Raw genomic sequence first — 23,146 nt, 5'->3', positions numbered from 1 at the left:
TATTTTTTCACCCTCCTTAATTATGATGGTGAAATAATAACCTCGAACTTATCATAATCAGAAGCACTATCAAAACCAGTATATAACTCACTTGCAACAACACTAGACGGATAAAAAGTTATTGGTTCTATACAGATCATATTTGTTACTTCTGTCCAAAGCATGATATGTCTAAAGCCATTTGTTGTAATGATGAGTCGTATATCTCCGTTATTTTTGAGAGTAATTTCTTTACATTTATCAAGTAAATAAGCAGAAGCTCCTGCTTCAAGAATATCTCTAATAGTTATTTCTTTATCATTAGTAGCCAATACAGCTTCTTGATTATACACCTTAAAAGCAGGATGAAAACCAAGCATTAGTGGCATATCTTCTTCACACTTAATCTCAAAAGTTATTTTTAATCCTTTCTCAGAAAGTTCAAAGGTTTTTACAAATTCAAAATCATAAGGCCATTCTAACCACTGCTGAGTTGATTTTTTTGGATACTTAGGGTTTGCTACTAGTGTATTCGCTTTATATTTTTTATAGAAACTTGCTTTGTTATCACTTTTTTCTTTGAGTGAGTACTCTAGTGCTCTTAAAATCCCATGTTGATCCAACTTGGCATTACCTTTTGGCGTTTGTACAGAAAACTTATTATCTTTGGTTGCGCCAATAATAGGAAACATTTCTATTTCTGTATTACCCCATCCTGGGTCTCCTTTTTGATGCATGATTTCTATGGAGTCTACTGTAAAACTTACAAGCTCTCCTTTATCTATAATCACATTATTTTTTTCATCAATAGTATGCAACCTTATTTTACCTGACATGATATTTATTTTACTTTTTTTCTAAAATACTTTTTATCACCCTCTGAAACCAATGGATCTTGAATTGCTTTTGTAGCCAAACTCAAATGTTTCTCATTATCATAATGAAATAACAATGTATTCAATTCTGCAATAGAAACCCCATCAACATTTTCTTTTTTCGGTAACAACTCATCTCCAACAGAAACATACCCAGGATCAAGTACTCTTACATATACCCCAGAGTACTTAGAATCTATCATTTGTTTTAATATTTTCTGAGATCCAAAACGAATACCTAATTTATAACAAGGTTGTCTACAACGGGATATTTGCACTGTTGCTTCTCCTAGTGTGTATATAGAACCTATGTTGATAGCATTCTCATCAAACCCTTCAATTGTTATATTCTCTCCAAACATACCATAGTGCCATTGCAAATCAGGGTATTTATCTTTCCAGTATGGGTAATGATCTACCGCATATAAATAGCAAGCTTTATCAATTCCTCCATGATACTTTCTATCTATAACATGATCTTTTTCTACATCTTCTTTACCAAGAAAAATAGGTTCGTTTACTGGTTGTTTATAGATCCCTGTTTTTTCTTCTTTTCCTTTCCATAATATAGTACGCAACTCAGCAATATTTGTAGAAACAACCTTCATTTTTTATTTTTTAAATTCGATAGCATTTAATATTAATCCTGAACCTGGAACAATGTGTTCTAATACAATTTCTTCTGCTTCGGGATTCAATGTTTTTTTTATAAAATCTATATCTATTTTTCCTTTTCCGAGATCCAATAATACCCCCATCATTAATCGAATTTGATTTCGTTTAAACCCCTCTCCTTTTACCCTCAAAAGGTAAGTTTCTTTTGGAAAAAAATTGGCAGTATACACTTCATTTTTTTCGATTTCACAACAAATAATTTCTCCTTCAAGAACTGTATGAGCTGACGGTCTGTGGCAGTAGGATCTAAAATTATGTTTTCCTACAAATAAATTCGCAGCTTCTTTCATTATATCAATATTTAATGTGTCCATTACATTATACATAAATGGAGCACAAAAAGGATGAAATTTTTCTTCACAAGCAAACAAATACAAGTATTCTTTGATTTTTGGAGATTGAATGATATTAAAATTCTCATCGGTCTGCTCAATACTCATTGCTCTAATATCCTGAGGAAGATTTTTATTAAACAATGGATAAAACTCTTCTATATCCAAAGGTTGCCCATCTACAAACAACTCCATATACGCTTGATTTGCAGAAACCTTTGCATCGGTTCTACCTGCAGCAAGGATTTTAAAATTTGAATGATCTAAGACATAATTAATAGTTCGTTCTACCATTCGTTGTAAAGTATTAACTGTAGGTTGTTTCTGCCAACCATGGTATCGAAATCCTAAGTATTGTAATTGAACGATGTAATAGAAACGTTTACGGAACATTATTATTTAGTTAAAAATGGTTCGAATATAGATAAATTATGCATTTCAACGATTATTGATTAATTTTTAATCTTCAAATTATTTAAACTCCACTCTATTATTTGTTATATTTGGGTAAAGCTAATTAATAATTTTAAAAATCAACTTAGTTATGGTGAAAGCAAAATATCAAAGTGTTCTGGATTTAGGACAAGAATTAAATATTCAGAACGGTGATGTTTCTGAAGAAAATGGAACTCTGAAGATAAAAGGTACTGCACAAACACAGTACGAAAAAAACCAGCTTTGGGATAAAATTAAAGAAATAGGTGGAGATTCTCCTTCTGATATCATGGCTGATATAGAAGTTGCTGATACTTCTGTATACCATAGACATGTAGTAAAAAGTGGTGAGTCACTAAGTAAAATAGCAAAACATTATTATGATGACCCTATGAAATACAAAGCTATTTTTGAAGCTAATACAAATGTTCTTAAAAATCCAGATGTTATCCATCCTGATCAGGAACTTATTATTCCTAACCTTTAAGATAAATATACAAATCTATAAGTAAGAAAAGATCACTTTATAAAGTGGTCTTTTTATTTATTATAAATATGCTTTCTTATAAATACATAAGAATATCTCTTATTATTCTATGTTTATTAACAAAACTTAAATATTATTATAAAAATCACCTTAAACAATCAATTATTACTAAACAATTCATTAATAATTAACTAAATCATCAAATAATATTTATACATTTACCACACACAAACTCAATTTACATGAAAACTCAGTTATTTTTATACATGAACATGCTTCTGGATGTTCATAAGATTCCTTTTTATCCCGATAACCTAATTACCACGATCACTTCATTGGTATTTAGAAAAGAGATTACACAATTACTTATAACTACTAATACTACATCTACTTTGTATATTAAATAGTAATGTAACCAAATAGTCTTTTCTATCTTATTTTTTAATAGAATTTAATATAAAATGACTTACAAAATATCAGCTTATTAGAGCTGGTAGTTAATTAATAATTATTTAGTTTAAAATTAGAAAAAGCTATTGGATTTATCTTCAATGGCTTTTTTGCTTTTATAAATTGTCATATACCCGAAAAATCTTACTCTTTATCGAAAAAATAAAGTATATCAATTCAAAAAACTTACACATATACGGTTTTACCGTAATTTTGTAGTCGTAATTGATATAGAAACTATGAAAAAGATACTATTACTTATTTTTATCTTCACAACATTGAGCAGTTATACGCAATCACTATCGAAAACTCGTATAATTTATGAGAGAAAAGATCAAATTGTAATGAATAACGGTAAGCAATATAAAATCCTTGTGAATAAGCCTTTTTATTTGGTTTCTGATACTTCTATTAAAAAACACAAGCAATTTACGGATCATGTACTGAGACTTAATCGTGTATTAATTATACAAAGTGATAATGAATACAAACAATTAATCGAATGGGTAAAAGAAGATATGACTCTTTATGAATCAAGAGAGCTTTCTGATATATATCTTAAAGAAAATAACTTATCAGACTCAATTGTTCTCCCAAAAGATTAATTAGTGGGTCTCTATAGCTGTTTTTGAAATCTGTAGAATTTGTTCGAACTGTTCTTTTAGAGTAAGATTAGAGTTATCTATTTTTAAAGCATCTTCTGCTTTTCTTAAAGGAGAATCTTTTCTGGTGCTATCGATATGATCTCTGTTTACTACATTTTTTAAAACATCTTCATATGTAACTTTTTCTCCTCTTTCTGTAAGTTCCAGGTATCTACGCTCTGCCCTATCTTTGGCTGTAGCAGTCATAAATAGCTTAAGCTCTGCATTAGGAAAAACGACTGTTCCTATATCCCTTCCGTCCATCACAATCCCTTTATCTTTCCCCATTTTCTGCTGTTGCTCTACAAGTTTTTTACGTACACTGGATACCGCTGCTATCTTACTTACAAATTTTGAAACTTTAAGTGTTCTAATCTCTCGTTCTACATTTTCTCCATTTAGTACAACCTCTGCTAATCCTGTTTCTGAATTAATCTCAAATTTTAATTCTATTTCACTCAATTTTTCCTCAAGAGCTTCAGCATCAAACATAGATTCATCAATAAAACCTTTTCTCATTGCATATAAAGAAACCGCTCTATACATTGCACCAGTATCTACATAGATATACCCTAATGCTTTTGCTAGTTGTTTTGCAACTGTACTTTTTCCTGTAGACGAATGCCCATCAATGGCAATTATAATCTTTTTATATTCCAATTTACTACTTAATAACAGATTTAATAGATTTCAAATGTAAAGCAAAGAATCTGGAATATATAAGTTATTCAAAAAAAATAGCTAATAAACGCTTATGCTTATAGTATCTTTCTAATTCTAGAAATTATTATTTATTACTGAAAATGTATTTTTTGATTTTTTAAGATCTCAAAAATTACTTTATAAATACAATAATTATGGTTTCTCAAAGTTATCTACCTTTAAACTATTATGCATGAATATAAGTTACTTTAGTTTACCCTTATTTATTACATATTAACCTAAGGACATTTATCATGGGCTTTTTTGATTTTTTAAATGAAAAAATTGCAGTAGATCTTGGCACATCAAACACACTCATCATACATAAAGGAAAAATAGCAGTAGACAATCCTTCTATTATAACAATTCATCAAATAAGTGGAAAAATCATTGCTGTAGGCAAAGAAGCTGGTATGATGCGAGGTAAGATAAATAAAAACATCAAAACAATTTATCCATTTGATAATGGCGTTATCTCTAATTTTGATGCTGCTGAAAAAATGCTAAAAACATTTATCAAAAAATTATCTACCCTTAATTCTTCTATGTTCTCTACTTCTTACAACATGATTATCTCTATTCCTTGCGGGAGTACAGAAGTTGAAAAACGAGCCGTACAAGAATCTGCAAAGCGTCTTAATGCTAAAAATATTTTTTTAATTCCAGAACCTATTGCAGCTGCAATAGGAGGAGGAATTAATGTTTTGGAACCCAAAGGTAATATGGTAGTTGATATTGGTGGTGGAACTACAGAAATTGCGGTTATCTCTATGGGTCGTATCATCAGCGGACAATCTATAAAAGTAGCTGGTAATGTTTTTAATGAAAATATAACTCAATATATACGAGAATCTCGTAATCTGCATATTGGTGAATCTATGGCCGAAAAAATAAAAATAAAAATTGGCTCTGCTCTAGAGGATTTAAAATCACCACCTGATAATATGGCTGTAGAAGGAAGAGATTTAATGACAGGAAAACCAAAGCAAATACTAGTATCTTATAAAGAAGTTGAAAAAAGTTTGGACAAATCTATTGCTCAAATAGAAAATGCTATTATGGAAACTCTTTCTGAAATTCCTCCTGAAATCTCTGCTGACATCTATAATTCAGGAATTTATTTGACTGGTGGAGGGTCTATGTTGAGAGGATTGGATGATCGATTATCTAAAGCAACAGAATTGCCTATACACCTAGGTGATCAACCTCTTGAAACCGTTGTAAAAGGAAGTGATATTGTTTTGAAAAACCTAGATCTATACACTAATGTTTTGATCTAAAAGAGACCAAAGCAACATCAACTGCTCTATTCTACAATTATTTTGGCATTATGCCCTATCTTAAAATTACAAGAATTAGCAATGAAACACATTTTATTAGCTTCGTGATGTATTTCATGTGCTTTTTCTACCATATTCTTGTTTTGCACAGTAACAATAGGGTGTAAAGTTACTTCTTTGAATCTCCCTCCATTCTCTTTAGACTCTTCCATAACTCCTGTTGCATTATCTACATAATCTATAACAATTATTTGATTAACCGTACATAAATGAAGATACCACAACATATGACAAGCAGATAATGAAGAAAGAAATAAATCTTCTGGATTGTATTTTGTTTTATCTCCTAAAAAAGAAGGGTCAGAAGAAGATAATATCTCCCCATATTTTCCTATTGATGATATAGAATGATCCCTACTGTATGATTTATAATCTGTAGTACCACTACCTGTATTACCAGTCCACTTAACAGTAGTATTATATGTGTGTAATTTCATTTTATAAAAATGATTTAAGCTTATCTAAATCAAAAAAGGCACTCATATGAATGCCTTTTTTTAATACATATATTATTTTATTGATTACCTAAGATCAAAGGTAGCCCATCATTACCAGAGCCTACTACAACTACTTTAGTGTTAGGTGATTTAGCCAATTGTAATGTAGCTTCTATTCCTTTTTCTTTAAGTATTTTATCTGTTAAAGAAGCACTTAGAATTTGGTTCGCAACTGCTTTTCCTTCTGCATCAATCTTTTGTCTTTCTGCTTCTTTTTTAGCTTTTTCTAATCTAAATTCATATTCTAAAGCCTCTTGCTCTTGTCTCAATTTACGTTCTATCGCTTCCTTGATAGTAGATGGTAATGTTACATCTCGTACCAGTACCTCATTAAGCTGAATAAACTGATCACCAACTATCTTTTTTGTTTCTTCAAAAATTTCTTTTTGAATTGCATCTCTTTTACTAGAATATAATTGTTCAGGAGTATATCTTCCAACTACACTACGAGCAGCAGACCTAATAGTTGGCAGCAAAACTCTTCCTACATAATTTTCTCCTTTTTGCTGATGCAACAGCCCTAATTTATTATAATCAGGTTGAAACCAAGCAGAAGCATCTAATTTAATTTCTAATCCATTAGATGATAATACCTGCATTTTTTCAAAAACCTCTTGTTGTCTTACTTCATAAACGATTACCTTATTCCAAGGTGCTACCAAATGAAACCCTTCTCCTAATGGTGGTGAATCTGTCACTACTCCTCCTCCAAATGTTTTATAAAGCACTCCCGCTTCTCCTGAACCAATGGTAACTGTTGATTTTGAGATAAAGACTATAAGTATAATAATAACAATCAGTATAGGTAACCCTATTTTTGGTAATCTTTCCATAGTAATATTGAGTTTTAATTTTTTTAAATAAGTCCGTTATATTTTCGTGCAAACCATTCTATTGTAAGCAATAAAAGAACGATCAATAAAAGATATTTCCAATCTATTAAAGATACTACATTTTCCTTGCTTTTTTGAATGGTTTGATATCTTTGATTTTCTATCAATTCTTTTATCAGAGCTTCTTTCTGATTCAAAAAATATGACTTCCCACTAGTATTAGTAGCTACTTGTTGTAGTTTTGTTACATCAGCATTGAGAAATTGTTGTTCTACATCATATTCAAGAATGGCAAAACTTCCTGATCTTGTTATATGTTCTCCTGATACAGCTACTGTATATTCATAATCACCAGCTCCAAGATTGCTTATATCTACTTCGTATGAATTATTTTTTAAGAGCATTGGTATTGTTTGAGTAGCTTTTGTTTCTTTGTTTTTTATTATAATTTTTAGGCTCCCCCTTTTATCAAACTCATAGTTTTTAGTAAAATACTCTGCCTTGATAACAATACTTGCATTACCATAATAGAAAGACTCAGAAATTGTATTTAATCTACTTTTTCTTTTATTAGAGGCTAGATATTGTACTAGTTTACCAAAAAACTCATCAAAATCTTTAAATGTCTGAGTATTTATATAGTTTTGAGCTCTCCACCTCCATATACCTTCTCCAAACAACACTGCTTCTCTTATTCCATTTTGTTCTATTGTTGCTAATAAAGCATCCTCAGTATGAATAGTACCAATTGTTCTATACAACAAAGGATCATGATTTGCATGTATTTTTAATTCACCAAAATTACCTATTAAAGGGGGGTAACTAGTAAACCCTATATCATCTTGCAAAAACGCGGCATAATTATTATTAAACCTTGGTACATAATACTCTGTTTGCCTAGTTATCTCTTGCGTATATTTATTTTGTATTGTATTAAGAAATACCCAATCTGTTTTACTTCCAATAATGGTTAAGTAATTTTTCTTCTCCAGATTTAATTTCTCATACACTTTTTTATATCTAGTATTGGGTTGATAGAGTATGATTAATTGATAATCATTAAAATCTTTGTTTTCACTTGGTTTACTTATTGTAATACTTCTCCTCTCATTACTTTCTATACTTTTTTTAATAGCTCCTAAGTCTGGGTGAACCATATCACTGATCAAAAGTACATTTGTCTTCTGATCAATTACTTCTACAGCAAAAGTTTTTGAGTTATTGATCGTATTTTTTTCATTATCCAAAGGTGATAATATAGCCACATATTGATTTACCCCTACTCTATTTGCAGGCAATGTAAAATTAACCACATTAGAATTATTCTCTTTTGAAAAAGAAATAGGTTGAGAAAATATAGTGCTGTTCCCTGATTTAATTTGAAATAATCTTGTAATATCCTGATTTCCTGAATAGGTAAGAATTGTTTCTATAGGAAATTTATTTTTTAAGTATGCATACCTATTTACATTCAGTTGTTGAATTCTAGTGTCTTCTACAGCTATTGTATCTCCTGAGATAACAGGGTATACCACTTGTTTATATCCTTTTGTACTAAATTGATAATCTGTTCCATAAGTTTGGTTACCATCAGTTAATAAGAGTGTAGGAGCAATTGTATTTTTATAAACCTGATTTAATTCATCTAAAGCTTTTGAAATATTGGTTTGCTTTTGATCAAAAGAAAAATGTAAAGAATCTTTTAGTTTATCAGAAAATGAATAGTAGACAACATTAAATCTATTATTCAATTCTTTATGAAGAGAAATTTCATTAACAAATTGTTTTATCTCTTTGTCTTTTTTTAAATATTTTATGGAGGAAGAATTGTCTACTGCAACAACCAACGCAGGCTTTTCTTCAAAATATATATTTTGTTTGAATGTAGGATTAATTAATAATACTAATAGTGAAAAAACACTTAAAAAACGTAAAAAAGCAAAAAACAGGAGCTTCTTTTTCCTGTTTTTTGCTCTATATAGATATTGATATAGTGCAATAATCAATGCGATTATACCTGCTGCTATGATCAATAAAATTGTTTCTGTTTGCATTCTTTATAGTACTATAAAGTATTAGGTAAGCATACCTCCATCAACATTCAACACTTGCCCTGTAATATATGCGCTCAAATCACTAGCTAGAAAGAGACATGTGTTTGCAATATCTTCTGGGGTACCTCCTCTTTTTAATGGAATTGCATTTCTCCAACCTTCTACTACTTTTTCATCTAATTTACCTGTCATTTCTGTCTCAATAAATCCTGGAGCAACAACATTACTTCTAATATTTCTTGATCCAAGTTCTAGTGCCACAGATTTAGAAAACCCAATAATCCCAGATTTTGATGCTGCATAATTAGCCTGTCCTGCATTACCTTTTACTCCAACAACAGAACTCATATTTACAATACTTCCTTTACGTTGTTTTAGCATCGTTCTTTGAACGGCTTTTGTCATGTTAAATACACTTTTCAAGTTCACTTCAATCACCTTATCAAAGTCTTCTTCGCTCATTCGCATCAAAAGGTTATCCTTGGTGATCCCAGCATTGTTAACCAAAACATCAATACTACCAAATGTTTCTAAAACATCTGCTGCTAATTCCTGAGCTTGCTCATAACTTGCAGCATTACTTTGGTATCCTTTGGCTTTGATTCCTAAACTGTTTAATTCAGTTTCTAGAGTTTTTGCTGCTTCTACAGAAGAGCTATATGTAAAAGCCACATTAGCACCTTGTTGTGCAAAAACCTCTGCTATTCCTTTGCCAATACCACGAGTAGCTCCTGTGATAATTGCCGTTTTACCTTGTAAAAGATTCATTCTTTATATTTCTATGTTTTTGTTTGTGTATATCAATTTATAAATACGAATTCAAATATAAGAATTACAAATAGGTCATCAACAATAAACCCTGTGATTTCTCACAGGGTTTATAAACATCTTTATTTAATATTTTAACTATTGCTTTATTATTTCTTTTTCATAATTAAAAAGGTAATCAATATCCATTTCTTTTACAGCTCCTAGTTTTGATAATGCTTTCATATCGATATCTTTCTTATTACCAATAACAAGGATATTATAGGATTCTCCTTTTATATTCTCGTTAAAAAAAGATTTAAGATCTGCCAATGTCATCTTTTCTATAGTTTCATACATTTCTTTTCTATTGTCATGATCGATCCCTCTTTTCTTAAGCCCCTCATATGACCAAAAGATATTTGATTTTGTAATTCGCTTAGCTGCAATTTTCTTTAATGTTGCTTTTTTAGCTTGATTAAACTGCGCCTCTGCTTCTGGCATATTTGTCAATAGCTCCATCATAGCATCTACTGCTTCTGGCATTTTATTAGCCTGAGTACCTACATATGCATACAAATAGTTAGAATCTCCTTGTTGGCTCGCATTACTATATTGAGAAAAAGCAGAATATGCCAATGATTTTGATTCTCTTATTTCTTGAAAAACAATAGAAGAAAGTCCACTACCAAAATATGTGTTAAACAAACTAGAAGCTGCCATTTTTTCAGGGTCAAATTCTTTTCCTTTTGCCAAAAACAACATTTCACTTTGTACCATATCATAATCTACAAAGTAAACATTACCTCCTGTTTCGTTTTCTGTATAAGTTATTTTTTCTGGGTAGTCATTCAAATCTCCAGTAATAATATGATTCTTATCTAAGGATGTAATTGCTGCATCTACATCTTTACCATAATAAAATATACGTTGTTTTAGCGTAGCAAGGCTCTTTATTTTATCAATCAACTCCTTAGGGTTAATCTTTTTTAGTTCCTTGTATGTATATATATTACGTAATCTTGAGTTTTCACCATATTTACCATAATTAAGAAGACCACTCCATAAGATATTTCCTTTTTGAGTTTTACTATCTTCTCTTCCTTTTAATATTTGATCTACATATTTGTCGTATGCTTCTTGGTTAGGAACTGCATTTTTCCATAGATCTTCTAATAAAATCAATCCTTTATCCAAATTTTCTTTTAATCCAGAAATACCAACAATAGTTTTATCAGCAGAAGAATTAATACTATAACTAATTCCTAATTTATAAAATTCTTTTTTAAGTTCTTCTGGAGAATATTTATCAGTTCCTAAATAATCAAAATATCCTGAAGCTATTAATAATTTTTTATCATGATCAGATCCTAAATCAAAAATGATGTTAAGGTCAAACAAATCATTGTTTTTGTTTTCTATATAAGAAACTGAAATTCCACTCTGAGTTTGCGTAGATTTTATAGCCGTTTTATAATCTATAAATTTTGGTTGTAAAGAAGAAGATTCTATTTTTTTGAAATCTTGCACAAATTTAGACTCTTTATCTCTATTTAGCGCTACAGGAGTTATTCCAGGATTTTCTACTTTGACAATATTTTTATCTTCTCCTTTTCGCTTATAAACAACAACATAATTGTCTTTATAAAATCTATTAGCAAAATCTACCAATTCTTGTTTTGAAACTTTTTTAAGTTCGTTCAAGAATTCTACCTTGTCTTTCCAGTCTTCTCTATGAATAAATGCATTATAATATGCAGAAGCCAAAGCTGTGTTATTCTCATATTCTTTTGTTTGACTTAGTTTTAAATCATTAATTACAGCATCTATCATCCACTCATCAAACTCTCCTTTTTTTAATTTTTCTATTTGAGAAAGCAACAAGTCTTTTACTTCATCAAGCGTCTGACCCGCTTTGGGCTGTCCATAAAATTGATGATATCCATAATCATTCAAAAAAGTAGGAAAACATCCTGCATTCTGAACTGCTTGTTTTTGATTCAGGTTTAAATCAATCAAACCTGCTTCTCCGTTTGTCAATAACATATCAGCAAGCGTAAGAAGTTTCTCTTCTTTTGTTCCTATAGCATCTGAACGAAATGAGACAGAAATTGATTCTGCTGTTGGTCCGAATACTTCTTTGGTTATTGGGCTTGTTATTGGTTCTTCTTTTGGTAATTCTGGATGTACTACCTCTTTTTTCTCGAAGCTACCAAAAGTCTTATTTACCTTTTGAATGGTTTGGTCAAAATCTAAATCTCCAACTAATACTACTGCCATATTGTTAGGCACATAGTATTTATTAAAATAGTTATGAATAGCAACCATAGAGGGGTTTTTCAAATGCTCAGAAGTTCCTATTGTTTTTTGTTGCCCATAAGGATGGTTAGGAAATAATCCTTCAAGCATTGCAGCATACATTTTTCTACCATCATTATCCTGTCCTCTATTAAACTCCTCATAAACGGCTTCTAATTCTGTATGAAACAAACGCAGTACCAATTGACTAAAACGTTCGCTTTCTACTTTGAGCCATTTATCAAGTTCGTTTGCTGGTATTTTATTTTTGTATACCGTTTCTTCAAACCAAGTGTGTGCATTTGTTCCTTCTGCACCCAAGGAGCTAATCATCTTATCATATTCATTGGATATTGAAATTTTTGATGCTTCAAGAGAAATTTTATCTATTTTTTTATAGATTTCTTTCTTCTTTTCTTCATCTGTTTCTGATTTATGTTGCTCGTATAAATCAGATATTTGTTGTAGCAACACTTTTTCTTTTTCAAAATCCTGAGTACCTATTTCATCGGTACCTTTAAAAACCATATGTTCTAAATAGTGTGCAAGCCCTGTAGCTTCTTTAGGATCATAGTTTGAACCAGCGCGTACCGCAATAAATGTTTGAATTTTTGGTTCTTCTTCATTTTTAGACAAATATACTTTTAGCCCATTATCTAATGTGTACAATCGTAATCCTGTTGGATCATTAGTAATCGTTTCATAAGCGAAACCAGATCCATCAGTGTGTTTCTCAACCTTAATTTCCTTTGAAACTTTGGTGTCATTTGATGATTTTTTACAACTACCAAAGCTAATAATAGCGAGTAGTAATAAGGTTAATTTAGTAAATTTCATACTTATTTTTTTGTTGTTTTTGTGGTGTTGTTGTCACCTGAGTTAGTATTAACGAGTTAGTTAACTATTAATTCACTATAATACGTGTAGTTTAAGGTAATGTTACAATATTTAATATTTTTTTAACAAATAATTGTACAAACACAAAAAAGCCTCTTGATTTAAGTCAAGAGGCTTTTTTTATGTATTTGTTCTTTCTTTTTATCCTAGTACTTCTGCTACTTTTTTACCAATTTCAGCAGGAGAATCAACGACATGTATTCCACATTCTCTCATAATTGCTTTTTTGGCTGCTGCAGTATCTTCACTACCACCAACAATAGCACCAGCATGTCCCATGGTACGACCAGCAGGAGCTGTTTCTCCAGCTATAAAACCTACTACAGGTTTTGTTGTTCCACTTTCTTTTACCCATTTGGCTGCATCTGCTTCTAATTGTCCACCAATTTCACCAATCATTACAACACAAGATGTCTCTGGGTCATTAATCAATAACTCTACAGCTTCTTTGGTTGTAGTACCAATTATAGGATCTCCTCCAATACCAATTGCAGTAGTAATCCCTAATCCTTGTTTTACTACTTGATCTGCCGCTTCATATGTAAGTGTTCCTGATTTTGATACAATACCTACATTTCCTTTCTTAAAGACAAATCCTGGCATGATACCAACTTTAGCCTCTCCTGGAGTAATGATCCCTGGACAGTTTGGTCCAATAAGTCTACAATCTTTTCCTTTGATATAATCTGATGCTTTAATCATATCTGCAACTGGAATACCTTCTGTAATAGTAATAATCACTTTTATTCCTGCATCTGCTGCTTCCATAATTGCGTCTGCAGCAAAAGCTGGCGGTACAAAAATAATTGTAGTATCTGCTTCTACTTCTTTTACTGCATCTTCTACAGTATTAAATACAGGTTTATCTAAATGAGTTTGCCCTCCTTTTCCAGGAGTAACTCCACCAACAACATTGGTCCCATATTCTATCATTTGACCTGCATGAAAAGTACCTTCGCTACCAGTAAATCCTTGTACGATAATTTTCGAATCTTTATTAACTAAAACACTCATTGCGTTATGATTTTTTATTTTTTTTTAAAGAGTTTCAAAAGTAAGCTTTTGAACATTATAGTTAAAGTGAAAAATAAAAAAATATTTTTTTATTTTTCAAACTTTTACTTTTCAATGAATATCAAAATATCTCAAATATTATAAATCAAAGTTTACAAATGATTTGATCTAATCATTTTGATATAAATGACATCATGTTCTCAGAGGTATTATCTCCTTGTTGACTTATTTGATATCCTTTATATAATTTATTATCTTTTAATTCCCAAATAGTAATAAAGTGGGCTACTGCCTCCTCTTTATCTGGTCTTTCTATAGTTCTTACAAAATATGTATACCGAACAGTAACAGTCTGATTCTCTGCTATAAGATGACTAATTTCACATCGTAGTGAGTCAAAAGATGAAGACATCTCTTTAAACATACTTACTATATCCTTAAAATCTTTTTTATTAAACCCAAAACTACTATTCCAATATAATTCTATTTCGGGGTGTAAATATTGAGAAAAAACTTCGGTAGTATGAATAAGATCGGTCTCATAAAAGGACCTTACAATATCTTTTACTGTTTCACTCATTTTTGTTCAATTTATCTATTAAATCTGGAATCTGCCGTATAGAAGCTATTTCTTTATATTTTTTTCTAAAATCATCTGCTGGCGTTCCAAAATAACTTTTATTCGCTTCCAATGATTTACTTACTCCTGATTGTGCAGAAATAATTGCTTTGGTTCCAATAGTGATAGCACTAGTTATCCCTACTTGACCCCAAATTGTAACTTCATCTTCTATTACTACACAACCTGCAATACCTACTTGAGAGGCTATTAAGCACTTTTTTCCTATTACAGTATCGTGCCCTATATGCACTTGATTATCGATTTTAGTTCCTTCATGAATAATAGTATCTCCTGTTACTCCTTTATCTATAGTACATGAAGCTCCTAAATCAACATTATCTTTAATAACCACTCTTCCTCCAGAAATCAGTTTATCAAAACCTTCTGTTCTTTTTTTATAATAAAATGCATCTGATCCTACTACTGTACCTGCATGTATGGTTACATTATTACCGATTACTGTATTATCATAAATACTTACATTACAATGTATTAAACAATTATCACCAATACTTACATTATTACCAATACTGCTACCAGGTTGAATAATTGTATTTTGACCAATTGTAGCGGTTTCAGAAATTAAGGAACTAGCCTTTTCAAAAGGTTTAAAATACTTGGTAAGTTTGTTAAAATCTCTAAAAGGGTCATCAGAAATAAGCAATGCTTTTCCTTTTGGGCATTCTACATTCTTATTGATTAAAATTACAGTTGCTGCACTTTGTAGTGCTTTATCATAATATTTAGGATGATCCACAAATACAATATCTCCAGGAGAAACGACATGAATTTCATTCATTCCTAAAACAGGAAAATTAGGCTCACCAACAAATTCTGAAGATATAATAGTAGCAATTTGTTGTAAAGTATGTTTTTGTGGAAATTTCATTAATAGGAATTAGGAATTAAGAGTATATAAAATTATTCTTTTATTCTTTCTTTATAAGTACCTTTATCTGTTTCTACTTTAATCTTATCTCCTTCATTAATAAAAAGAGGAACCATTACTTCTGCACCTGTTTCTACAGTTGCAGGTTTGGTTGCATTGGTGGCAGTATTTCCTTTAACCCCAGGTTCTGTTGCTGTAACTTCAAGAATTACACTTGCAGGCATTTCTACAGATAGAGGCATTTGATCTTCAGAGTTGATAATTATCGTTACTACTTCTCCTTCTTTTAATAAACCTGGAGCATCTAATGAAGATTTCTCTAATGTAATTTGATTATAATCTTCTGTATTCATAAAATGAAAAGTATCTCCTTCTGCATACAAATACTGAAATTTATGAGTTTCAACACGTACATCCTCAATTTTATGTCCTGCAGAAAATGTATTATCAATTACCTTTCCTGTAGTTACACTTTTTAATTTTGTTCTTACAAAAGCAGGGCCTTTACCAGGTTTTACATGTAAAAACTCTATTATTTTATAGATGTCATGATTATACTTTATACATAATCCATTTCTGATATCACTAGTACTTGCCATTATATTCTTTATTTCTTATTAGTATAGTATTCGTTTTTTTTCTAGTGTTAATTAGAAAAATATCCTTTCATAATTCCTCTCTGAGAGTTTTTGATAAATTCTAAAACTTCATCACGCTCAGGAGTTGCTTCCATTTCAGCCTCAATAATTTGTACTGCTTGCGAATTATTATAATTCTGTTGATATAAAATTCGATATATATTCTGTACTTCTCTTATTTTTTCTGTAGTAAAGCCTCTTCTTCTTAAACCAATAGAATTAATTCCAACATACGATAAAGGTTCACGAGCAGCTTTTACATAAGGAGGTACATCTTTACGTACTAAAGATCCTCCTGTAACAAATGCGTGATTACCAATACTGCAAAATTGCTGTACAGCAGCCATACCAGCCAAAACCACGTAATCACCTACATTAATATGTCCTGCCAATGTACTGTTATTAGAAAATATACAATTGTCACCAACAATACAATCATGTGCTATATGGCAATACGCCATAATCCAACAATTTTTTCCTATTTTGGTTTTCATTCGATCTGCCGTTCCTCTATTAATAGTAACACACTCACGAATTGTAGTATTATCTCCAATTTCGGTTATAGTATCTTCATCATTAAATTTTTTATCCTGAGGTGTTGCAGAAATAACAGCTCCAGGAAAAATACTACAATTTTTCCCGATACGCGCTCCTTCCATAATAGTAACATTAGAACCTATCCAAGTCCCTTCTCCTATCACTACGTTATTATGGATGGTTGTAAAAGGTTCTATTACAACATTTTTTGCAATTTTTGCTCCTGGATGAACGTATGCTAACGGTTGATTCATCAATTAATTTGTTTAATAAAAAAATAGCGAATCTATATAACTACTAAATCCTTACTAGTTTTATAGTTTCTTTTTTATGATTATTTTGATTTTACGATTTGTGCCATAAGTTCTGCTTCTGTAACTAATTTTCCATTAGCATAAGCAAAAGCTTGCATGTGACATATACCTCTACGAATTGGTGTTATCAATTCTAATTTAAAAATTAAGGTATCTCCCGGCAATACTTGTTGTTTAAATTTTACTTTATCTATTTTCATAAAATAGGTAAGGTAATTCTCAGGATCTGGCACTGTACTTAATGCTAGAATACCTCCTGTTTGAGCCATTGCTTCTATTTGTAATACTCCTGGCATTACTGGTGCTCCTGGAAAATGCCCTACAAAGAATGGTTCATTCATAGTTACATTTTTAAGTCCGACTACATGTTTATCAGACATTTCCAGTATTTTATCTATCAATAAGAACGGAGGTCTATGCGGTAGCATATTCATAATCTTATTAATATCCATAAGTGGAGTCTTGGAAAGATCAAACTGAGGAACTTTATTTCGCTTCTCAATCTTTATAATTTTAGAGAGTTTTTTAGCAAATTGAGTATTTACATAATGCCCTGGTTTATTTGCTATAATCTTCCCTCTAATTCTGGTACCTATTAATGCTAAATCTCCAACTACATCTAATAATTTATGTCTAGCAGCTTCATTTGGATAATGTAATGTCAAATTATCTAATATACCATTAGGCTTAACTGCAATTGATTCTTTACCAAAAGCAACCTTCAACTTCTCCATTGTACTAGGACTTAATTCTTTATCCACATACACAATAGCATTATTAAGGTCTCCACCTTTAATCAATCCATGTTCTAATAACATCTCTAGTTCATGCAAAAAACTAAAAGTTCTTGCATCTGCTATATCCTTTTTAAAATCCGAAAGATGTTTTAATGATGCATTTTGAGTACCTAAAACTTTTGTACCAAAATCTACCATTGTAGTGATTTGATATTCATCAGATGGCATTACAATAATCTCGCTACCTGATTCTTCATCGGTATAAGAGATTACATCCTTTACAACATACTCTTCTCTTTCTGCTTCTTGCTCTACAATACCTGCTTCTTCAAGTGCTTTCATAAAAAACTTACTTGACCCATCCATTATAGGAGGCTCAGAAGCATTTAACTCGATTAAAAGGTTGTCTATTTCTAACCCAACACAAGCAGCCAATACGTGCTCTGACGTTTGTATACTAACTCCATTTTTCTCCAGATTTGTTCCTCTTTGTGTATTGACTACATAATTAGCATCTGCTTCAATAATAGGGTTACCTTCTAAATCAATTCTACAAAATGCGTATCCATGATTCTCTGGCGCAGGTTTGAATGTTAAGGTCACTTCTTTTCCAGTATGTAAGCCTACACCTGTAAGTTTTATTTCCTGTTTAATGGTTCTTTGTTTGCTTACCACAACGTCAGTCATTATTATTTTCTTTTTTCTCTAGTTTGTATATTCTATCTACAATTTTAGGTAAATTCTTAAAATGTACATAGGATTTATTATAATCAGAATAGCCAAGAGCTGGAGATCCTTGTATTGCCTCTCCGTCTTTTATATTTCTTCCGATACCTGATTGAGCTTGAATTCTAACATTATTACCTATAACAAGATGTCCAGCAATACCTACTTGTCCACCTATCAAACAATGTTTACCGATCTTAGTTGACCCTGCAATACCTGTTTGTGCTGCAATTGCAGTATGTTCTCCTATTTCTACATTATGAGCTATTTGTATTTGATTATCCAGTTTTACTCCTCTATGTATAACAGTAGAGCCAAGAGTAGCCCTATCTATAGTTGTTCCTGCACCTACATCAACATTGTCTTCTATAACAACATTACCTGTTTGAGGTACTTTACTATATTCTCCTTTTTCGTTAGGGGTAAAACCAAAGCCATCTGCACCTACTATAGCACCACTATGAATCACACAGTTATCGCCTATTATGGTTTCAGAATAAATTTTGGCCCCAGCAAATACAATTATATTATCACCGATTGTAACATTATCTCCTATATATACATTAGGGAAGATCTTGGCATTTTCGCCAATTTTAACATTATCCCCCATATAAGAAAATGCTCCAAAATAAATATTCTCTCCAAATGATGCAGTTTCTGACATAAAACTAGGTTGTTCTATACCTGCTTTATTCATCTTCACCATATTATAATACTCCAATAATTGAGAAAAAGCCTTATACGCATCATCTACTCTTATCAAAGTAGTTTTAATCTTTGTCTCTGCTTCAAAGGTTTTATCTACAATAGTGATCGAGGCATCTGTAGAATATATGTATTGTGTGTACTTAGGATTTGACAAAAAGGTTAGTGACCCTTTTGTTCCTTCTTCTATTTTAGCTAGTTTGGACACTTCAACAGTCTCATCTCCCTCGATTTCTCCGTTTAAAATACCCGCAATTTGTGTGGCTGTAAAAATCATTCTAGCAAAAGTATAAAAAATGTGTTAATGTTTATGCTTTGGATAGCACATAAAATATTTAGTTACTGGTTTTGACAATGCTTCAAGATTAAACTGATCTGTAGCTTTGACAATGTCTACTATTTTTCTTGACTTATATAAAATATTTATATTCTGTTTGTTAAGGTGATAAGCTTGGTTTGAAATAACGCCATCGAAAATAAAATAACGAGCTTCTTCTTCAGAAATTTTATATTTATTTTTAAATTTTTCTATATGGCTTTCTTTCTTATTATTTCCAAATGCTTTCTTTTTAACTTTTACTTTGAGGAGATCACGGTCTATAATCATAGCAGATAGTTTACTTAAAACAAAGTCTTCTGCATACACCCATTCTTTCATTGCACAAACAATATCATAATCATCGAGCCTAGCGAATGTTTCTAAAACGTCTGTAGTAAAATTCTCAGCGGTAATTTTATTTTTTAAGAAAAATGATAATGCATTACTTGCTGATAATGCTACTCCATTATCAACTAACTCTTTTGCTCTCTGCAACACTCGAATCAATAAATTCTCTGCAACCAAACTTGTTTTATGCAAATACACCTGCCAATACATTAATCGTCTGGCTAGTAAAAATTTTTCTACAGAATATATTCCTTTTTCTTCTACCACCAATTCATCATTAATGACAGTAAGCATTGTAATCAGGCGTTCACTATTCACATTCCCTTCTGCAACTCCTGTATAAAAACTATCTCTTTTTAGATAGTCTAATCTATCCATATCTAATTGCCCTGAAATGAGCTGGTGCAAAAAATTACGATGATACTCCCCTTTAAAGACCTGAATTGCAAGCGTTAAACTCCCGTTAAATTCTGCATTAATTTTTTCCATAAACATGAGAGAAATCTTCTCATGATTAACCTCGTTTACAATACTATGCTCCATAGCATGAGAAAAAGGTCCGTGACCTATATCATGTAATAATATCGCTATATAAAGTGCTTCTTCTTCTTTGTCAGAAATATCAATCCCTTTAAAACGTAGAACTCTCACTGCTTTTTGCATAAGATGCATACATCCCAAAGCGTGATGAAAACGAGTATGATGTGCTCCTGGATATACAAGATAAGATAATCCCATTTGAGAAATCCTACGCAACCTCTGAAAGTACTTATGTTCTAGCAGATCAAAAATTAGTTCGTTAGGTATCGTAATAAAACCGTAAATTGGATCGTTTAATATTTTGAGCTTATTTCTTTTTTTCAAGTTCCTTTTATATTTACGGAAACAAATATACATATATGCTTGGCATAATTGAACTTTTCAAAAATGAATTTAAACTATTATAGTTTTACTATAAATAAAACAAGAAACTAATAAACGATAAAAAATAAGACTTAATGAGCAAAATAAAGATACTGTGGGTGGATGATGAGATTGATTTACTTAAGCCACATATTCTATTTTTAGAAAAGAAAAATTATGAGGTAACTAAATGTCAAAGTGGTACAGAGGCATTAGACATCATAGATGATGATAATTTTGACATCATTTTTCTAGACGAAAATATGCCAGGTCTTTCTGGAATTGAAACCTTATCAGAAATAAAAGAAAAAGAAGATGGTATTCCTGTGGTAATGATTACCAAAAGTGAAGAGGAATATATAATGGAAGAAGCTATTGGTAGTAAGATTGCAGATTATCTTATAAAACCTGTTAATCCTAATCAAATTCTTCTTAGTTTAAAAAAGAATCTGGATAACTCTAGATTAGTTTCAGAAAAGACTACCTCAAATTACCAACAAGAATTTAGAAAGATAGCCATGGATATGGCAATGGTAAATTCTTATGAAGAATGGACTGATTTATACCAAAGATTAATTTACTGGGAATTACAGCTTGAAAATATTGAAGATACTGGTATGTTCGAGATTTTAGAATCTCAAAAAGTAGAAGCTAATACACAGTTTTGCAAATTTATAGATAAAAACTATCCAGATTGGTTTGATGGAAAAAGCGATGCTCCCGTAATGTCTCATACATTATTTAGAGAAAAAGTAATTCCAGAAATAAGTAAAGAACAACCTACTCTTCTAGTAGTTATAGATAATTTACGCTATGATCAATGGAAAGCTTTTGAACCTACCATCAATAATTATTATAAAAAGGAACAAGAAATTGCATACTGCAGTATTCTGCCTACAGCAACTCAATATGCCCGAAATTCAATTTTCTCAGGTTTAATGCCTGCCGAAATGAAAAAAAGACATCCTGATCTATGGCTTGATGATATTGATGAAGGCGGAAAAAACATGAATGAAAATGAATTCTTAACTGCTCAATTAGAACGACTAGGTCTTGATATCAAACATGAATACTACAAAATAACTAATGAAAAGTCAGGTAAAACATTAGCCGCAAATTTTAGAGGATTAAAAAATAATGATCTTACTGTAGTGGTATATAATTTTGTTGATATGCTTTCTCATAGTAAAACCGAAATGGAAGTCATCAAAGAACTAGCATCAAACGACAAGTCTTATAGGTCCTTGACACAAAGCTGGTTTAGAAATTCACCTTTACTAGAAATGATTCAACAAGCACAACAACTGGGCTTCAAATTATTAATCACTACTGATCATGGTACTATAAATGTAAAAAACCCTTCAAAGGTAATAGGAGATAAAAACACTAGTCTTAATTTACGTTATAAAACTGGTAAAAGTCTTACTTATGAAAGAAAAGAAGTTTTGGAAGCTACCAATCCAAAAACTGTACATTTACCTTCTATAAATATGAGTAGTTCTTTTATTTTTGCCAAAGGAGATTATTTCTTTGCTTATCCCAATAACTACAATCATTATGTTAGTTATTACAGAAACACATATCAACATGGTGGTGTTTCTTTAGAAGAAATGGTAATTCCTTTTATAGTAATGAACCCTAGGTAATGTAATCTCACAGTATTCTAGGCTCAGCAAATAGAAATAGAAAAATGACAATAGAATACACCTTACAGGACCTTCCTGAAGTAGCAGAAAAAGTAGTTTTAAATACAACAAATAAAATTATACTTTTTAATGCCGAAATGGGAATGGGTAAAACCACTTTAATAAAAGAAATTTGTAAACATCTTGGAGTAAAAGATGTAATTTCTAGTCCTACTTACTCTTTAGTAAATGAATATATGGGTAATGATGGGGTAATCTATCATTTTGATTTTTATAGAATTCAAGATGAAGAAGAGGCACATCACATTGGTTTTGAAGAATATATTGACTCTGGAGCTTGGGTTTTTATAGAATGGCCAGAAAAAATATCTAAGTTGCTACCAGAGAATAGTACAACTGTGGAAATAAGCTTACTAGAAGATAACAAAAGGGTTCTTTCATTATAAAAATAAAGAGTAGTTTATAAAATTATACGCTCTAATAGGAATCCTATTTGTTTTCTT

23 protein-coding genes are annotated in these 23,146 nt (G+C 30.9%); 6 read left to right on the top strand and 17 right to left on the bottom strand.

Annotation, left to right across the window (positions count from 1 at the left end):
- Nucleotides 1–20 precede the first annotated feature (20 nt).
- Genes DG508_RS06435 through DG508_RS06425 form a run of 3 tightly spaced genes read right to left on the bottom strand, consistent with a single transcriptional unit; the run spans nt 21 to nt 2,254 of the window.
- Nucleotides 21–815, bottom strand: coding sequence for an aldose epimerase family protein (locus tag DG508_RS06435; RefSeq protein ID WP_108867338.1), 795 nt, complete (start codon nt 813–815; stop codon nt 21–23).
- Between the two features lie 5 nt (nt 816–820).
- A complete protein-coding gene (locus tag DG508_RS06430) occupies nt 821–1,462 on the bottom strand; it encodes an MOSC domain-containing protein (protein WP_108867337.1) in 642 nt (213 codons plus the stop codon).
- Between the two features lie 3 nt (nt 1,463–1,465).
- Nucleotides 1,466–2,254, bottom strand: coding sequence for a tRNA pseudouridine synthase A (locus tag DG508_RS06425; RefSeq protein WP_108867336.1), 789 nt, complete (start codon nt 2,252–2,254; stop codon nt 1,466–1,468).
- A 151-nt stretch (nt 2,255–2,405) separates the two neighbouring features.
- Between DG508_RS06425 and DG508_RS06420 the strand changes: the two genes are divergently transcribed.
- The 3 genes from DG508_RS06420 to DG508_RS06415 all read left to right on the top strand — a co-directional run bounded on the left by DG508_RS06420 (nt 2,406) and on the right by DG508_RS06415 (nt 3,838).
- Nucleotides 2,406–2,783 carry a LysM peptidoglycan-binding domain-containing protein gene (locus tag DG508_RS06420; protein WP_108867335.1) on the top strand — a complete coding sequence of 126 codons (378 nt, stop codon included), beginning with the start codon at nt 2,406–2,408 and terminating at the stop codon, nt 2,781–2,783.
- A 242-nt stretch (nt 2,784–3,025) separates the two neighbouring features.
- Entirely contained in the window at nt 3,026–3,190 is a 165-nt protein-coding gene (locus tag DG508_RS20970; protein WP_159090715.1) for a hypothetical protein, read from the top strand.
- 282 nt (nt 3,191–3,472) lie between these two features.
- Nucleotides 3,473–3,838, top strand: coding sequence for a hypothetical protein (locus DG508_RS06415; RefSeq protein ID WP_108867334.1), 366 nt, complete (start codon nt 3,473–3,475; stop codon nt 3,836–3,838).
- Here DG508_RS06415 and cmk read toward each other — a convergent pair whose 3' ends face one another.
- Complete coding sequence (gene cmk, locus DG508_RS06410; protein WP_108867333.1) at nt 3,839–4,537, bottom strand: (d)CMP kinase; 699 nt, start codon at nt 4,535–4,537, stop codon at nt 3,839–3,841.
- Between the two features lie 296 nt (nt 4,538–4,833).
- Here cmk and mreB point away from each other — a divergent pair, with 296 nt between their 5' ends.
- Nucleotides 4,834–5,859 (top strand): rod shape-determining protein, encoded by a 1,026-nt coding sequence (gene mreB / locus DG508_RS06405; protein WP_108867332.1) that lies wholly within the window; start codon nt 4,834–4,836, stop codon nt 5,857–5,859.
- A 26-nt stretch (nt 5,860–5,885) separates the two neighbouring features.
- Here mreB and DG508_RS06400 read toward each other — a convergent pair whose 3' ends face one another.
- The 13 genes from DG508_RS06400 to DG508_RS06340 form a co-directional block, all read right to left on the bottom strand.
- Nucleotides 5,886–6,356 (bottom strand): OsmC family protein, encoded by a 471-nt coding sequence (locus DG508_RS06400; RefSeq protein ID WP_108867331.1) that lies wholly within the window; start codon nt 6,354–6,356, stop codon nt 5,886–5,888.
- Between the two features lie 77 nt (nt 6,357–6,433).
- Nucleotides 6,434–7,249 carry a prohibitin family protein gene (locus DG508_RS06395; protein ID WP_108867330.1) on the bottom strand — a complete coding sequence of 272 codons (816 nt, stop codon included), beginning with the start codon at nt 7,247–7,249 and terminating at the stop codon, nt 6,434–6,436.
- A 23-nt stretch (nt 7,250–7,272) separates the two neighbouring features.
- Entirely contained in the window at nt 7,273–9,303 is a 2,031-nt protein-coding gene (locus tag DG508_RS06390) for a vWA domain-containing protein (RefSeq protein ID WP_108867329.1), read from the bottom strand.
- A 21-nt stretch (nt 9,304–9,324) separates the two neighbouring features.
- Nucleotides 9,325–10,071, bottom strand: a complete 747-nt coding sequence (fabG, locus tag DG508_RS06385; protein ID WP_108867328.1) for a 3-oxoacyl-[acyl-carrier-protein] reductase — start codon at nt 10,069–10,071, stop codon at nt 9,325–9,327.
- Nucleotides 10,072–10,209: 138 nt separating this feature from the next.
- Nucleotides 10,210–13,185: a M16 family metallopeptidase gene (locus tag DG508_RS06380; RefSeq protein WP_108867327.1), complete on the bottom strand. Its 2,976-nt coding sequence runs from the start codon at nt 13,183–13,185 to the stop codon at nt 10,210–10,212.
- 201 nt (nt 13,186–13,386) lie between these two features.
- The gene (sucD, locus tag DG508_RS06375) at nt 13,387–14,259 is read right to left on the bottom strand and encodes a succinate--CoA ligase subunit alpha (RefSeq protein WP_103863976.1); all 873 of its coding nucleotides are present in this window, start codon (nt 14,257–14,259) and stop codon (nt 13,387–13,389) included.
- 172 nt (nt 14,260–14,431) lie between these two features.
- Nucleotides 14,432–14,839, bottom strand: a complete 408-nt coding sequence (locus DG508_RS06370) for a nuclear transport factor 2 family protein (RefSeq protein WP_108867326.1) — start codon at nt 14,837–14,839, stop codon at nt 14,432–14,434.
- Complete coding sequence (lpxD, locus tag DG508_RS06365) at nt 14,832–15,770, bottom strand: UDP-3-O-(3-hydroxymyristoyl)glucosamine N-acyltransferase (RefSeq protein WP_108867325.1); 939 nt, start codon at nt 15,768–15,770, stop codon at nt 14,832–14,834. The genes DG508_RS06370 and lpxD (DG508_RS06365) overlap by 8 nt, the downstream gene beginning before the upstream one ends.
- Before the next feature lie 32 nt (nt 15,771–15,802).
- Nucleotides 15,803–16,369, bottom strand: coding sequence for an elongation factor P (efp, locus tag DG508_RS06360; protein ID WP_108867324.1), 567 nt, complete (start codon nt 16,367–16,369; stop codon nt 15,803–15,805).
- 47 nt (nt 16,370–16,416) lie between these two features.
- Complete coding sequence (gene lpxA / locus DG508_RS06355; protein WP_108867323.1) at nt 16,417–17,199, bottom strand: acyl-ACP--UDP-N-acetylglucosamine O-acyltransferase; 783 nt, start codon at nt 17,197–17,199, stop codon at nt 16,417–16,419.
- A gap of 80 nt (nt 17,200–17,279) precedes the next feature.
- Nucleotides 17,280–18,683, bottom strand: coding sequence for a bifunctional UDP-3-O-[3-hydroxymyristoyl] N-acetylglucosamine deacetylase/3-hydroxyacyl-ACP dehydratase (locus DG508_RS06350; protein ID WP_108867322.1), 1,404 nt, complete (start codon nt 18,681–18,683; stop codon nt 17,280–17,282).
- Nucleotides 18,676–19,704, bottom strand: coding sequence for a UDP-3-O-(3-hydroxymyristoyl)glucosamine N-acyltransferase (gene lpxD / locus DG508_RS06345; protein WP_108867321.1), 1,029 nt, complete (start codon nt 19,702–19,704; stop codon nt 18,676–18,678). The genes DG508_RS06350 and lpxD (DG508_RS06345) overlap by 8 nt, the downstream gene beginning before the upstream one ends.
- A 24-nt stretch (nt 19,705–19,728) precedes the next feature.
- Nucleotides 19,729–20,958 (bottom strand): HD domain-containing protein, encoded by a 1,230-nt coding sequence (locus DG508_RS06340; RefSeq protein ID WP_108867320.1) that lies wholly within the window; start codon nt 20,956–20,958, stop codon nt 19,729–19,731.
- Between the two features lie 134 nt (nt 20,959–21,092).
- Here DG508_RS06340 and porX point away from each other — a divergent pair, with 134 nt between their 5' ends.
- Complete coding sequence (gene porX, locus DG508_RS06335; protein ID WP_108867319.1) at nt 21,093–22,643, top strand: T9SS response regulator signal transducer PorX; 1,551 nt, start codon at nt 21,093–21,095, stop codon at nt 22,641–22,643.
- Nucleotides 22,644–22,687: 44 nt separating this feature from the next.
- Nucleotides 22,688–23,089: a tRNA (adenosine(37)-N6)-threonylcarbamoyltransferase complex ATPase subunit type 1 TsaE gene (tsaE, locus tag DG508_RS06330; RefSeq protein WP_108867318.1), complete on the top strand. Its 402-nt coding sequence runs from the start codon at nt 22,688–22,690 to the stop codon at nt 23,087–23,089.
- Nucleotides 23,090–23,146 lie beyond the last annotated feature (57 nt).

This window comes from Aquimarina aquimarini, from assembly GCF_900299535.1.
Lineage (GTDB): Bacteria > Bacteroidota > Bacteroidia > Flavobacteriales > Flavobacteriaceae > Aquimarina > Aquimarina aquimarini.
Note: the sequence above shows the minus strand (reverse complement) of the source record. Positions and strands in the feature narration are given on the sequence as shown.

Coding starts and splice junctions, on each gene's coding strand:
- efp (WP_108867324.1), bottom strand. CDS start 16,369: ATGGCAAGTACTAGTGATATCAGAAATGGATTATGTATAAAGTATAAT.
- DG508_RS06400 (WP_108867331.1), bottom strand. CDS start 6,356: ATGAAATTACACACATATAATACTACTGTTAAGTGGACTGGTAATACA.
- mreB (WP_108867332.1), top strand. CDS start 4,834: ATGGGCTTTTTTGATTTTTTAAATGAAAAAATTGCAGTAGATCTTGGC.
- DG508_RS06435 (WP_108867338.1), bottom strand. CDS start 815: ATGTCAGGTAAAATAAGGTTGCATACTATTGATGAAAAAAATAATGTG.
- DG508_RS06420 (WP_108867335.1), top strand. CDS start 2,406: ATGGTGAAAGCAAAATATCAAAGTGTTCTGGATTTAGGACAAGAATTA.
- lpxA (WP_108867323.1), bottom strand. CDS start 17,199: ATGAATCAACCGTTAGCATACGTTCATCCAGGAGCAAAAATTGCAAAA.
- DG508_RS06395 (WP_108867330.1), bottom strand. CDS start 7,249: ATGGAAAGATTACCAAAAATAGGGTTACCTATACTGATTGTTATTATT.
- DG508_RS06430 (WP_108867337.1), bottom strand. CDS start 1,462: ATGAAGGTTGTTTCTACAAATATTGCTGAGTTGCGTACTATATTATGG.
- sucD (WP_103863976.1), bottom strand. CDS start 14,259: ATGAGTGTTTTAGTTAATAAAGATTCGAAAATTATCGTACAAGGATTT.
- DG508_RS06425 (WP_108867336.1), bottom strand. CDS start 2,254: ATGTTCCGTAAACGTTTCTATTACATCGTTCAATTACAATACTTAGGA.
- lpxD (WP_108867325.1), bottom strand. CDS start 15,770: ATGAAATTTCCACAAAAACATACTTTACAACAAATTGCTACTATTATA.
- DG508_RS06370 (WP_108867326.1), bottom strand. CDS start 14,839: ATGAGTGAAACAGTAAAAGATATTGTAAGGTCCTTTTATGAGACCGAT.
- fabG (WP_108867328.1), bottom strand. CDS start 10,071: ATGAATCTTTTACAAGGTAAAACGGCAATTATCACAGGAGCTACTCGT.
- DG508_RS20970 (WP_159090715.1), top strand. CDS start 3,026: ATGAAAACTCAGTTATTTTTATACATGAACATGCTTCTGGATGTTCAT.
- tsaE (WP_108867318.1), top strand. CDS start 22,688: ATGACAATAGAATACACCTTACAGGACCTTCCTGAAGTAGCAGAAAAA.
- DG508_RS06380 (WP_108867327.1), bottom strand. CDS start 13,185: ATGAAATTTACTAAATTAACCTTATTACTACTCGCTATTATTAGCTTT.
- DG508_RS06415 (WP_108867334.1), top strand. CDS start 3,473: ATGAAAAAGATACTATTACTTATTTTTATCTTCACAACATTGAGCAGT.
- DG508_RS06350 (WP_108867322.1), bottom strand. CDS start 18,683: ATGACTGACGTTGTGGTAAGCAAACAAAGAACCATTAAACAGGAAATA.
- porX (WP_108867319.1), top strand. CDS start 21,093: ATGAGCAAAATAAAGATACTGTGGGTGGATGATGAGATTGATTTACTT.
- lpxD (WP_108867321.1), bottom strand. CDS start 19,704: ATGATTTTTACAGCCACACAAATTGCGGGTATTTTAAACGGAGAAATC.
- DG508_RS06390 (WP_108867329.1), bottom strand. CDS start 9,303: ATGCAAACAGAAACAATTTTATTGATCATAGCAGCAGGTATAATCGCA.